Raw genomic sequence first — 12,545 nt, forward strand, 5'->3', positions numbered from 1 at the left:
GGGCGAAGGTGCGCTGGCCCGGCATGGCGAGGTAGGCGGCCAGCGCGGTGTCGCAGCTCAGGCCGCGCAGCTCCATGCCCTGCGCCCAGAGGGCCAGGATGGGCCCCTTGGCGTCGTGCACGGCTTTGGGCTTGGTGTCGTCGCCCAGCCAGGCCCGCAGGGCCGCCTCGTCGCTCTCGGTGAGCTTGACGGGGTCGATGTGCGCGGCGGTGCCGTCGGGCGAGGCGATGGCGATGGCGTCGATGCGGCCGGTGCCGCTGCCGTAGGCGCCCTTGAAGGCGAGCCCGGCGCGGCCCTCGGGCAGCGCGGCCAGCCAGCCGGCCACGCGGTCGGGGCCGAGCAGCACGGTCTCGACCTCGAAGCCCTGCTCGGGCTCCTGCTCGCCGGTGCCGAGCACCTTGAACACCCGCTCGCGCAGCTCGCCGCGGATCTGCAGGGTGTCGAACAGTTTGTTGATCTCCTCGCGCTCCCACGTGCCCTGCTTGAGGTCGGTGATCTCGACCTCCAGCGGCACGTCGCGCAGCAGCTCGGTGAGCCGGCGGTTCATCAGGACCTGGGCGACGTGCTCGCGCAGCTTGTCGCCCACCTTGCCCTTGACCTCGTCGACCCGGTCGACGAGCGCGGTCAGGGAGCCGAACTCGCGCACCCACTTGGCCGCGGTCTTCTCCCCCACGCTGGGGATGCTCAGGAGGTTGTCGCTGGGGTCGCCGCGCAGGGCGGCGAAGTCGGGGTATTGGGCGGGCGTGAGGCCATATTTCTCCTCGACCGCCTCGGGGGTGAACCTGGTCATGTCGCTGATGCCGCGCCGGGTCATCAGGACGGTGACGTGCTCGTCGACCAACTGCAGCGCGTCGCGGTCGCCGGTGACGATCAGGACGTTCATGCCCTGCTCGCTCGCCCGGGTGGCCAGGGTGGCGATGAGGTCGTCGGCCTCGAAGCCCGCCTTGGACAGGCGCGGGATGCGCATGGTGTCGAGCAGCTCGTAGATGAGCTGCATCTGACCGCGGAAGTCTTCCGGGGTCTCGCTCCTGTTGGCCTTGTACTCGGCGTACTCCTCGTGCCGGAACGTCGGCTCCGACCGGTCGAAGGCCACCGCGACGTGCGTGGGCTGCTCGTCGCGCAGGATGTTGGTCAGCATCGAGGTGAACCCGTAGACCGCCTCGGTGTGCTGACCGTCGGTGGTCATCAGGTTGGCGTCCTTGAGCGCGTAGAACGCGCGATAGGCCAGGGAATGCCCGTCGAGCAGCAGCAGGCACGGGCGGCTGGGGGTCACTTCACTCTTCGGCACGTACGCAGCCTAGTCTGCGTCTCCGACAGAAAACCCGAGCTCGGAAGAGTGGAGACGGCACTTTGACGCAGACCAACCCTCTGGACGTCTCGATATTCGGCGACCTGCACGAAGGCACGCTGGCCGACAAGATGGGCATCGAGTTCCTGGAGGTCACGCCCGAGCGGGTGGTGGGCCGCATGCCGGTCGAGGGCAACACGCAGCCGTACGGGCTGCTGCACGGCGGGGCCTCGGCGGTGCTGGCCGAGACGCTGGGCTCCGTGGGCGCGGCCGTGCACGCCGGCCCCGAGCGCATCGCCGTGGGCATCGAGCTGAACGCCACCCATCACCGCTCGGCGTCCTCCGGGTACGTCACGGGGGTCGCGACCCGGTTGCACGGAGGCCGCACTTTGGCGACGTACGACATCGAAATCACCGATGAGCAGGGCCGCCGCGTCTGCACCGCGCGCCTCACGTGCATGTTGCGCGACCGTTGACCGTTCGGTCACGTCCGTCACTTTCGCCGACCCTTTGCGCAGGGCCCCCGCGGGTCGCTACCGTGGTCGCAACAGAGCCCGCGGGGAGGCCCAGTAGAAAACGTGTTCGGCCCCACGATTGCGAGGGTGCTCTCGCAGCCGTCGAGGGGATCCCTACATGGCCCCAAAGGCCGCCTCCGCGGGCTCGCCACGTTTTACCCTCATCGTTACCGATTCGTTCCCTCAAGCGCCAGGCGTCTCCGCCGATTTAGCCCCTGACCAGGCTTGTTGATTCCTCACATGAGTGACACGCACATGTCACTAATTGGTGACGAACGATACTGAACCGGGCGCGGCCGGAATAAGCTCCCGCCATTGCATCCCAGTTGTGCCTGCGATGCGCGCGTGTCGAGATGGAGGGGCACAACCCCGCCTTGACCTACTTTGAGGGAGCACCATTGCGCAGAGCCGTGATCGCGTTCACGGCCTTCCTGGGTGGACTCATCTTCCTGCTGGCCGGGCCCGCCCACGCGGGTCCCGCCGAATGCCAGGGACTGAGGGGAACACTCAAACTCCAAGGCCAGCCAGTGAACGGCGCCAAAATCGCTGTGACCACAGAGGGCGGACAACCCGTCAAGGAGGTCACGACAAACGCGGAAGGCACCTGGGACGTTCAGGTCGACAAACCGGGTAAGTACAAGGTCACGCTGGATGTCAGCAGCCTTCCCCAGAATGCCGAGGTGCGCGGCGGCAACAACGTCCGCACGCCCACGGTCTACGAGGGAAACTGCTCCACCGTCCTGTACGCCCTTCAGGCCAAGGGCGCCGCGAACCAGCAGCAGCAGGAGGGCGGCGAGAGCAGCCCGTTCTGGACGCAGGCCGCGCAGCTCACGTTCGAGGGCCTCAACCTCGGCCTGATCATCGCCCTGGCCGCGCTCGGCCTGTCGCTCATCTACGGCACCACCGGCCTGACCAACTTCGCCCACGGCGAGCTGGTCACGCTCGGCGCCATCCTCGCCTACGCCTTCAACATCGGCTTCGGCCTGCATCTCATCCCGGCCGCGGTGATCGCCGTCATCGTCGCCGGAATCCTCGGTTACCTCCAGGACCGCCTGTTCTGGGGGCAGCTGCGCAGGCGCGGCACCGGCACGATCGCCATGATGATCATCTCGATCGGCGTGGCGCTCTTCCTCCGGTACGTGTTCCTGATCTTCTTCGGCGGCCAGACCGAGGCGTTCGCCCAGTACACCGCCCAGCCCGGCATCGAGATCGGCCCCATCTCGGCCGCGCCGAAGAACTTCGTCGCCATGGGCATCGAGCTGGTCGTCCTGATCGTCGTCGGCTTCGCCCTGCTGCGCACCCGCACCGGCAAGGCGGCCCGCGCCGTGGCCGACAACCCGGCGCTCGCGGCCTCGTCCGGCATCAACGTCGACCGCGTCATCAGGATCATCTGGACCTTCGGCGGCGCCATCGCGGCGCTGGCCGGCATCATGCTCGGCCTCTCCCAGAACCTGAAGTACACGATGGGCCAGGACATCCTGCTGCTCATCTTCGCCGGCGTGACGCTGGGCGGGCTCGGCACCGCCTTCGGCGCCCTGGTGGGCTCGCTCGTGGTCGGCCTGTTCATCCAGGTCTCGACCCTGTGGGTGCCGCCGGAGCTGAAGAGCGTGGGCGCGCTCGCCGTACTCATCATCGTGCTCCTCGTCCGGCCGCAGGGCATTCTCGGCCGCCGCGAGCGGATCGGCTGATCGGGGGAGGATCAGAATGGACTGGATCACGATCATCAGCACCACCATCAAGGCGGCCGTGGGCGTCGAGACGGTGCTGTACGCCATCGGCGCCATCGGCCTCAACGTGCACTTCGGCTACACCGGCCTGCTCAACTTCGGCCAGGCCGCGTTCATGGGCGTGGCCGGCTACGGGCTGGCCGTCACGGTCACCGTCATGGGCCTGCCGTTCTGGGTCGGCATCTTCGTCGGCCTGATCGCCGCCGTCATCCTGGCGATCCTGCTGGGCATACCGACACTGAAGCTGCGCGCCGACTACCTGGCCATCGTCACCATCGCCGCGGCCGAGATCGTCCGCCTCATCTTCCGCTCGGTGCAGTTCAAGAGCGTCTTCGGCGGCTCCGACGGCCAGCGCGGCTTCTCCGACGGCTTCTACGCGCTCAACCCGTACCCCGAAGGGGAGTACGGCTTCAACCTCGGCCCCGTGCCGCTGCTGTTCGGCCACCGCACCATGTGGGTGCTGACCGTGGGCTGGATCCTGATCGCGCTGTTCAGCTTCGTCGTGTACCTGCTGATGAAGAGCCCGTGGGGCCGCGTGCTCAAGGCCATCCGCGAGGACGAGGACGCGGTGCGCAGCCTGGGCAAGAGCGTGTTCTCGTACAAGATGCAGGCGCTCGTGCTCGGCGGCGTCATCGGCTGCTTCGGCGGCTTCATCTACGGTCTCGGCTACGCCTCGGTGCAGCCCGACGTGTTCGGCACCGAGACCACGTTCTACATGTACACGATGCTCATCCTCGGCGGCGCCGCACGCGTGCTCGGCCCCGTACTCGGCTCGATGATCTTCTGGGTGCTGCTGGTCCTGTTCTACAACGTGATGACCGAGGCGGTCGGCGCCGGGCTCATCACGTTCCTGGACACCAACCAGGTCGGTGCCATGCGCTGGATCCTGGTCGGCCTCGGTCTGATCCTGTTGCTCATCTTCCGGCCGCAGGGCATTTTGGGTGACAAGAGGGAGATAGCGATCGATGCACGACGCTGAGACGACTGCGACCACCGGAGGCGGGATCGCCGACCGCAAGGCGGCCGCCCTGAACGCCTTCAAGGACCTGGCGCGCGATCCCGGCGTGCCCAAGCCCGACCCGATCCTCGTGGTGGACAACGTGGTGCGCCGCTTCGGCGGCCTCACCGCCGTCGAGGTGAACCACGTCGAGGTCCAGCGCGGCTCCATCACCGCGCTCATCGGCCCCAACGGGGCCGGCAAGACCACGTTCTTCAACCAGCTCACCGGGTTCGACACGGCCGACTCCGGCACGTGGACGTTCAACGGGCGGCCCATGAACGGCGTGCCCGCCCACAAGGTGGCCCGGGCCGGCATGGTGCGCACGTTCCAGCTCACCAAGGCGCTCTCGCGCCTGACCGTGCTGGAGAACATGCGCCTGGGCGCCCAGCAGCAGAAGGGCGAGAACTTCTGGCGGGCCCTGATCCCGAGCTTCTGGCGCGACCAGGAGGAGGAGATCACCCAGCGGGCCGAGGAGCTGCTGGTGCGCTTCAAGCTCGACGCCAAGCGCGACGACTTCGCCGGGTCGCTGTCCGGCGGCCAGCGCAAGCTGCTGGAGATGGCCCGCGCGCTCATGGTCGGCCCCGAGCTGGTCATGCTCGACGAGCCGATGGCCGGCGTGAACCCGGCCCTCACGCAGTCGCTGCTCGGCCACGTGAAGGACCTGCGCGAGCAGGGCATGACCGTGCTGTTCGTCGAGCACGACATGGACATGGTCCGCGACATCAGCGACTGGGTGATCGTCATGGCGCAGGGCGCGGTCATCGCCGAGGGCCCGCCATCGACGATCATGTCCGACGAGCGCGTGATCGACGCGTACCTGGGCGCACACCACGACGCGCCGCTGTCCGAGAGCGAGCTGGAGGCCCAGCTCCAGGAGGCTGAGGCGGCCCTGGAGGCGGAGATCCACGAGACCGAGGGCACCACCCCCGCCCCCGGGTCCGCCCCCGAGCCCGAGACCGCAGAGGAGAGGCAGAAGTGAGCGCCGACGAAGCGCCCGTCCAGTCGAAGGCCGCCGTCACCGACCGCAGCGCCCACCTGGAGGGCGCCAAGGACGCGGTGCTGCGCTGCGACGAGCTGATCGCGGGCTACCTCCCGGGCGTGAACATCCTCAACGGCTCGGACCTGTACGTGAAGGAAGGCGAGCTGATCGGCATCATCGGCCCCAACGGCGCCGGGAAGTCGACCCTGCTCAAGGCCATGTTCGGCCTGGTCACCATCCGCAGCGGAACGGTCCTGCTCAAGGGCGAGGACATCACGAACATGAAGGCGCACTCCCTGGTGGCCCGCGGCGTCGGTTACGTGCCGCAGACCAACAACGTCTTCCCCAGCCTCACCATCGAGGAGAACCTCGAGATGGGCGCCTTCCAGGTGCCGGGGAAGTTCAAGGAGCGCTTCGAGTTCGTGGCCGAGCTGTTCCCCGCCCTCAAGGAGCGGCGCAAGCAGCGCGCCGGCTCCCTGTCCGGCGGTGAGCGGCAGATGGTGGCGATGGCCAGGGCCCTCATGACCGAGCCGTCCGTGCTGCTGCTCGACGAGCCGTCGGCGGGCCTGTCGCCCAAGCTGCAGGACCTCGTCTTCATCCAGGCGCAGCAGATCAACAAGGCCGGCGTGACCGTGATCATGGTGGAGCAGAACGCGCGGCGCTGCCTGCAGATCTGCCACCGCGGTTACGTGCTCGACCAGGGCCGCAACGCCTACACCGGCACCGGCAGGCAGCTCGCCAACGACCCCAAGGTCATCGAGCTGTACCTCGGCACGCTGGCCAAGGCGTAACCCGTTCCAGGAAGGCGAAGAAGGGGCTCCCCCGGGGGCCCCTTCTCCGTTTTCATAGGGAGGGTGAAACGTTCGGCGACGATCGCGCTCATCCTGCCCGTCCTGCTCGTGCTGTTCGTCGGCTGCCAGGAGGGGGCCTCCTCCGCGCAGAAGTACAGCACCGGCGGCGACCCCACCGACCGTCCCTGCGACCGCGTGGTCTCGGCCATCGGGTACGCGGACCTCATCCTGGAGCCCCGCGGCCAGGAGGACCGCCAGAACTTCGAGGACGCCGTCATCGGCCGCCTGGCCGAGGCCAACGGCATCACGAGGGAGTTCGGCCCCCGGCTGCCCGATGCGCTGCGCCCGGCCGCCGAGACCGTCAAGCAGACCACCGCCGCCCTGTCGAAGAGCGACGTGCCCAGGCAGCGGCAGGTGGCGCTGCTCAGGCAGTACCGCGCCGCCGCCGACCGGATCGTGGCGGGCTGCCGCTGAACGCGAAAGGGCCCGGCCGCCGTGGCCGGGCCCTTCAGTGACGCTCGATCAGCCGGAGATGTTGCCGCTGCGGTACTCCAGCGCCTTCACCGGGTACTTGTTGTCGTCGGCGTACTGGTAGATGCCGATGGTGGCGACGGCCGGGTCACCGGCCTCGTTGAACTCCACCGGACCGCTGACGCCGTCGTAGTCGATGTCCGTGCCCGCCTTCAGCAGGTCCACGCACTCCTTGAAGCTCTTGCACTTCGTGCCGCCCTTGCTGACCTCGGCCAGCTTGGCGGCGATGTCCACGCCCGCGTCGCTCTTGGCGGCCTCGGCGGCCAGCGCGATCAGGTTCGCGGCGTCGTACGACTCGGGGGCGTAGGTGTAGTCCTCGAGCTTGGGGTTGACGCCCTTCAGCTTGTCGCGGAACTCGTCGGGGGCGGCGGCGCCGGGGTAGGTGCCCTTGACGCCCTTGAGGGTGCCCTTGGGCATCTTGACGTAGTTGGTGTTCGACATGTTGCCGTCGACCATGTACCACTTGTACTTGCTGGCCGGCATGCCCTGCTTCACCAGCTCCTGGATGACCTTGGCGGTCTCCTCGAAGCCGATCAGGACGATGCCCTTGGGGTTCTTGGCCTTGATCTTGGCCACGTCGGCGGAGAAGTCGGCCGCCTTCGGGTCGTAGTCGACCCGCTCGACCACTTCCGCACCGCCGTCGGTCACCGTCTTCTGGACCTGGTCGGCCAGGCCGGTGCCGTAGGAGTCCTGCATGGCCATGATGCCGACGGTGTCGTTGCCGTCGGAGATGATCAGGTCACCCAGGACGCGGCCCTGCAGCTTGTCCGGCGGCGCCGTACGGAAGTACAGGCCCTTGTCCTCCATCGTGGTGAACTTGTCGGAGGTGTTGGCCGGGGAGAAGTGCACCACGCCGGCGCCCGTGATCTTGTCGATCACCGACTCCGACACCGACGAGGACGCCGCGCCGATGATGGCGTCGGCCTTCTGCGCCAGCAGCTTGTCCACCGACTGCGAGGCGATGTTGGTGGTCGTGTCGCCCGAGTCGGTGTCGTACTTCTGCACCGGCTTGCCGAGCACGCCGCCGGCCTCGTTGATCTCCTTGAGCGCGAGGTCAACGCCCGCGAACTCCGGCGGGCCGAGGAACGCCAGCGAACCGGTCTGGGGCAGCAGCGTGCCGAGAGTGAGCGTGCCATCGCCCTTCGCCGCGGGCGCGGATGAAGCCGGCGCGGCACTCTGGGAAGCCTGAGTGGCGGTGTCACCGCCGCCACCACCGCAGGCTGTCAGGGCGAGGCTGGTGGCAGCCACGACAGCCAGCGCCCGCCCCACGGGAGCAATGCGGATCATGAAGTGTCTCCTCCGATTCCAGGCCGGGATCCTCAGCACCGCCGAGCGTTCCCGATCGAATGACGGAAACGTACAAAATTGCTGCACACTCGAACCAGGTCCCCTGAGGAACTGTCGGCACTTGGATGCGGAGTCGTAATCACTCCTCAACTTACGAGAGCTGCGCACGGACGCTTAATGTGCGACGGGTGAAGCGTAAAACGCCTCTGCTCGTCACGGCCGTGATCGCCGCCGCTTGCGGGTCCGGTTGCGGCTCCCCCGCCCCCTCCTCCCCGCCGTCCACGGCACCGCCGCCCGGGGTGTCGGTCTCACTGGCGCAATATCGTTCGGACGAGCCGGTGCACGCGCTTCAGATAGCTGTCCGAAATACTAGTGAAACACCCGTTTATTTCGCTGATGTCCAGCTTGTCGCGCCGTCGTTCGAAACGCTGCCGCCGCGGCGCACCGACGCCGTCATCAGGAAGACCGAACGCACCGACCTGCCGGTCACGTACGGCGCCGCCAAGTGCCTGCCCCAGGGCCTGCCCGAAGTGCGCCCCGCTACGGTCGTGGCCCACGTACGGCCCGCGTCCTCATCCGAACCGCCCCGCAAGGTGATCTTCCAGGTCCCCCACCCCGACCCGCTCCTCGCCAGACTGCTGCGCGACGAATGCTCCGAACACCTCATCAAACAGAGCGCCGACATCACCTTCGGCCCCACCTGGACCGAATCCGGCCCCAAGTCCGACCTCGTCATGCGCGGCACCCTCGTGATCACCCGTCGCGGCCCCGGCACCGTCACCATCACCGACGTCGGCGGCACCACCCACTACATCGCCACCCCCTCCGCCCGCCCCCTGGGCACCCTCTCGGCCGGCGCGCAACGCCTGGAGGTGCCGCTCCAGCTCACGCCGGGGGCCTGCACGGGGCACGCGTTCGCGGAGGCCAAGAAAGCGTTCCTGTTTCCGGTACGGGCGTCGGTGGACGGGGGCACGGAACGCGTCGTGATCGTCACCCCACCCAAACCCCTCCAGGACCGCCTCATCACCTACGCCCACCGCGCCTGCGGCACCCCCTGACCGGCCCCCACCGCCTTTCGCCACGCCGCACCGGCGCCAGGAGTGCCCGGCCGGGCTCCGCCCCGTGCGTCACGCCGCCCGCCAGGCCCGCCACCGCGCCGTTCGCGTTGCGCCGGGCTCCGCCGCATGCCTTCTCGCCGCACCAGCGCCAGGGGCGTGGCGGGTCGGGCGTGCACCGCGCCACGCTCGCCATCGTCCGCCACGGTCGCCACCGTCCGCCCGCCACGCTCGCCACCGTCCGCCCGCCACGCCGGCCACCGTCCGCTCGCCAGGCTCGCCGCCGCGTGCGCGTTGAGCGCTACGCGTCAGGCGCCGGGCGCGGAACGCAGGTGGCCGGGGTGGGCGCCGTGGCCCTTCCCCAGGGCGTGGGCGGGGGTGCTGGGGAAGGGGGGCGTCACGACGGCGGGGTCAGCCCTCGATCTTGCCGGTGCGGTACTCCAGGGCCTTGCTGGCGTACTTGTTGTCGTCGCCGTACTGGTAGACGCCGATGGTCGCCACCGACGGGTCGCCGGCGGCGTCGAACTCGACCGGGCCGCTCACGCCGTCGTAGTCGATGTCCTTACCGGCCTTGAGCAGCTCGACACACTCCTTGAAGCTCTTGCACTTGTCGCCGCCCTTGCTGACCTCGGCCAGCTTGCCCGCGATGGACGCGCCGCTGTCGTCCTTGGCGGCCTCGGCGGCCAGGGCGATCAGGTTGGCGGCGTCGTACGACTCGGCGGCGTAGGTGAAGTCGTCGAGCTTCGAGTCGAGCTTCTTGAGCTTGTCCCTGAACTCCTCGGGGGCCTCTGCGCCGGGGATGGTGCCCTTGACGCCCTTGAGGGTGCCCTTGGGCATCTTGAGGTAGTTGGTGTTGGACATGTTGCCGTCCACCATGTACCACTTCACCTTGTCGGCGGTGAGCCCCTGCTTGACCAGCTCGGCCACGACCTTGGCGCCCTCCTCGAAGCCGATCAGCACGATCGCCTTGGGGTTGGCGGCCTTGATCTTGGCGACGTCGGCGGAGAAGTCAGCCGCCTTCGGGTCGTAGTCGACGCGCTCGACGACGCTGGCGCCGGCGCCTTCGGCGGTCTTGGTGATCTGGTCGGCCAGGCCGGAGCCGTAGGAGTCCTGCATGGCGAGGATGCCGACGGTGTCGTTGCCGTCGGCGGCGATGAGGTCGCCGAGGACGCGGCCCTGCAGCTTGTCCGGCGGCGCCGTACGGAAGTAGAGGCCGTTGTCCTTGATCGTGGTGAACTTGTCGGAGGTGTTGGCCGGCGAGAACTGCACGACGCCCGCACCCGTGATCTTGTCGATGATCGACTCGGACACCGACGAGGACGCGGCGCCGATGATGGCGTCGGCCTTCTGGGTCAGCAGCTTGTCGACCGACTGGGAGGCGATGTTGGTGGTGGTGTCGCCGGAGTCGGTGTGCACCTTGGTGACCGGCTTGCCCAGCACGCCGCCCGCCTCGTTGATCTCCTTGACGGCCTGGTCCACGCCGGCGAACTCGGGCGGCCCGAGGAAGGCCAGCGAGCCCGTCTGAGGCAGGACCGTGCCGAGGGTCAGCGTGCCGTCGCCCTTCGCCGCGGGCGCCGAGGAGGCCGCCGTGGACGTCTCAGCGGACGGCGCGGTGGAGGCGGACTGCTCGGCCGTGTCACCACCGCCGCCGCAGGCCGTCAGAGCCAGGCTCGCCGCGGCGGCGACGGCCAGCAGGCGCCCCATCGGAGCAATGCGGTTCATAGAAGAAACTCCCCCTATCTCGGCGAAGAGACGATCACCTTCGCCGGGTTTTCCGAGCTCAGCATGCCTGTCCGACGCAGCGATGGGGAGTTCTTACCTGACTTTTATGCTGGATTGTAATGTCCTAAATACTCAGAGTAATGGTCTGTTTCAGGAGAGTTACGGCTGCATCCGTAAACGAGAGTGCCCTGGCCCGAAATCCGGGCCAGGGTGAGAAATGCCATCGGTGGTCAGGGGCTTCAGCCCGCGATGTTCCCCCGGCGATATTCGATGGCCTTGGCGGCGTTGAACGTGTTGTCCGCCCCGTACCGGTAGACGCCGATCGTGGCGACCGACGGGTCACCCACGTCGTTGAAGTCGACCGGCCCGCTGACGCCGTCGTAGTCGATGTCGGTGCCGGCCTTCAGCAGGTCCACGCATTCCTTGAACCCGGTGCACTTCGTGCCGCCCTTACTGGTCTCCACGAGCTTGCCCGCGAGGGCGGGGCCGGTGTCGGACTTGGCCGCCTCCGCGGCCAGCGCGATGAGCGTCACGGCGTCGTACGACTCCGCCGCGTACGTGTACTCGGTGATCTTCGGGTTGACCTTCAGCAGCCGCTTCTGGAACGCCTCGGGCGCCTCCGCCCCCGGCAGGCTGCCCTTGACGCCGTCCATCGTGCCCTTGGGCATCTTGAGGTAGTTGGTGTTCGACATGTTGCCGTCCACCATGTACCACTTGTACGTGTCGCTGGTCAGCCCCTGCTTGACCAGCTCCTGAACGACCTTCGCCGTCTCCTCGAAGCCGATGAGCACGATCGCCTTCGGGTTCTTGGCCTTGATCTTGGCCACGTCGGCGGAGAAGTCGGCCGCCTTCGGGTCGTAGTCCACCCGCTCGACCACGTCGGCGCCCCCGTCGGTCACCGTCTTCTGCACCTGGTCGGCCAGGCCGGTGCCGTAGGAGTCCTGCATGGCGAGGATGCCGACGGTGTCGTTGCCGTCGGAGACCACCACGTCGCCGAGGACGCGGCCCTGCAGCTTGTCCGGCGGCGCCGTACGGAAGTACAGGCCGTCGTCCTCGATGGTGGTGAACTTGTCGGAGGTGTTGGCCGGCGAGAACTGCACCACGCCCGCCCGCGTGATCTTGTCGATGATCGACTCCGACACCGAGGACGAGGCCGCGCCGACGATCGCGTCCACCTTCTGGGTCAGCAGCTTGTCGACGGCCTGGGAGGCGATGTTGGTGGTGTTGTCACCCGAGTCGGTGTCGTACTTCGTGACCGGCTTGCCCAGCACGCCGCCGGCCTCGTTGATCTCCTTGAGCGCCAGATCGACGCCCCCGAACATGGGCGGCCCCAGATACGCGAGCGACCCCGTCTGCGGCAGCACCGTGCCGATCGTCAGCGCGCCGTCCCCCTGGGACGCGCCCGCCGAGGGCGGCTGCGCGCCGGCCGAGCCCGAGGTGACGGTGCCGGCGGTGGTGCCGCCGGACGAGCACGCCGCCAGCGCCAGGAGTGCCGCGGTGGCGGCGAGCGGCGCGCGAAGAATGCGGATCATGAAGAGCGTCTCCGATCGAGAGGAGCGGACCTTCCGTCCGCCCATCAGTTACGCGTCGGGACGCTCTTCGCGTAAGCGGCCGAAGCCGGTTGGATGCCCACTCGTGACCGCACCACAA

The 12,545-nt window shown here is 68.2% G+C and carries 11 protein-coding genes; 7 read left to right on the forward strand and 4 right to left on the reverse strand.

What is annotated here, in order from left to right; all coding sequences use genetic code 11:
- Positions 1-1,288: 5'-3' exonuclease H3TH domain-containing protein (locus tag HCN51_RS49065; RefSeq protein ID WP_346434076.1), on the reverse strand; the 1,288-nt coding region annotated here is incomplete at its 3' end.
- A gap of 131 nt (positions 1,289-1,419) precedes the next feature.
- Between HCN51_RS49065 and HCN51_RS49070 the strand changes: the two genes are divergently transcribed.
- The 6 genes from HCN51_RS49070 to HCN51_RS49095 all read left to right on the forward strand — a co-directional run bounded on the left by HCN51_RS49070 (position 1,420) and on the right by HCN51_RS49095 (position 6,774).
- On the forward strand, positions 1,420-1,764 hold the full coding sequence (locus tag HCN51_RS49070; protein WP_168019292.1) for a PaaI family thioesterase: 345 nt from the start codon (positions 1,420-1,422) through the stop codon (positions 1,762-1,764).
- 587 nt (positions 1,765-2,351) lie between these two features.
- The gene (locus tag HCN51_RS49075) at positions 2,352-3,491 is read left to right on the forward strand and encodes a branched-chain amino acid ABC transporter permease (RefSeq protein ID WP_230466395.1); all 1,140 of its coding nucleotides are present in this window, start codon (positions 2,352-2,354) and stop codon (positions 3,489-3,491) included.
- Between the two features lie 16 nt (positions 3,492-3,507).
- A complete protein-coding gene (locus HCN51_RS49080; RefSeq protein ID WP_168019226.1) occupies positions 3,508-4,509 on the forward strand; it encodes a branched-chain amino acid ABC transporter permease in 1,002 nt (333 codons plus the stop codon).
- Positions 4,496-5,509 carry an ABC transporter ATP-binding protein gene (locus HCN51_RS49085; RefSeq protein ID WP_230466396.1) on the forward strand — a complete coding sequence of 338 codons (1,014 nt, stop codon included), beginning with the start codon at positions 4,496-4,498 and terminating at the stop codon, positions 5,507-5,509. Before HCN51_RS49080 ends, HCN51_RS49085 begins: the two co-directional genes overlap by 14 nt.
- The gene (locus HCN51_RS49090) at positions 5,506-6,300 is read left to right on the forward strand and encodes an ABC transporter ATP-binding protein (RefSeq protein ID WP_080040985.1); all 795 of its coding nucleotides are present in this window, start codon (positions 5,506-5,508) and stop codon (positions 6,298-6,300) included. The genes HCN51_RS49085 and HCN51_RS49090 overlap by 4 nt, the downstream gene beginning before the upstream one ends.
- A gap of 63 nt (positions 6,301-6,363) precedes the next feature.
- Complete coding sequence (locus HCN51_RS49095) at positions 6,364-6,774, forward strand: hypothetical protein (RefSeq protein ID WP_080040986.1); 411 nt, start codon at positions 6,364-6,366, stop codon at positions 6,772-6,774.
- A 48-nt stretch (positions 6,775-6,822) separates the two neighbouring features.
- Here HCN51_RS49095 and HCN51_RS49100 read toward each other — a convergent pair whose 3' ends face one another.
- Complete coding sequence (locus HCN51_RS49100; RefSeq protein WP_080040987.1) at positions 6,823-8,118, reverse strand: ABC transporter substrate-binding protein; 1,296 nt, start codon at positions 8,116-8,118, stop codon at positions 6,823-6,825.
- A 188-nt stretch (positions 8,119-8,306) separates the two neighbouring features.
- Between HCN51_RS49100 and HCN51_RS49105 the strand changes: the two genes are divergently transcribed.
- Positions 8,307-9,176, forward strand: a complete 870-nt coding sequence (locus HCN51_RS49105) for a hypothetical protein (RefSeq protein WP_168019228.1) — start codon at positions 8,307-8,309, stop codon at positions 9,174-9,176.
- A gap of 408 nt (positions 9,177-9,584) precedes the next feature.
- On the opposite strand, the gene HCN51_RS49110 is transcribed toward HCN51_RS49105, so the two are convergent.
- Entirely contained in the window at positions 9,585-10,895 is a 1,311-nt protein-coding gene (locus tag HCN51_RS49110) for an ABC transporter substrate-binding protein (RefSeq protein WP_168019230.1), read from the reverse strand.
- A 239-nt stretch (positions 10,896-11,134) separates the two neighbouring features.
- The gene (locus HCN51_RS49115) at positions 11,135-12,427 is read right to left on the reverse strand and encodes an ABC transporter substrate-binding protein (RefSeq protein WP_168019232.1); all 1,293 of its coding nucleotides are present in this window, start codon (positions 12,425-12,427) and stop codon (positions 11,135-11,137) included.
- Between the last annotated feature and the right edge of the window lie 118 nt (positions 12,428-12,545).

Origin of the sequence: Nonomuraea composti (assembly GCF_012034275.1) — a bacterium.
GTDB lineage: Bacteria > Actinomycetota > Actinomycetes > Streptosporangiales > Streptosporangiaceae > Nonomuraea > Nonomuraea composti.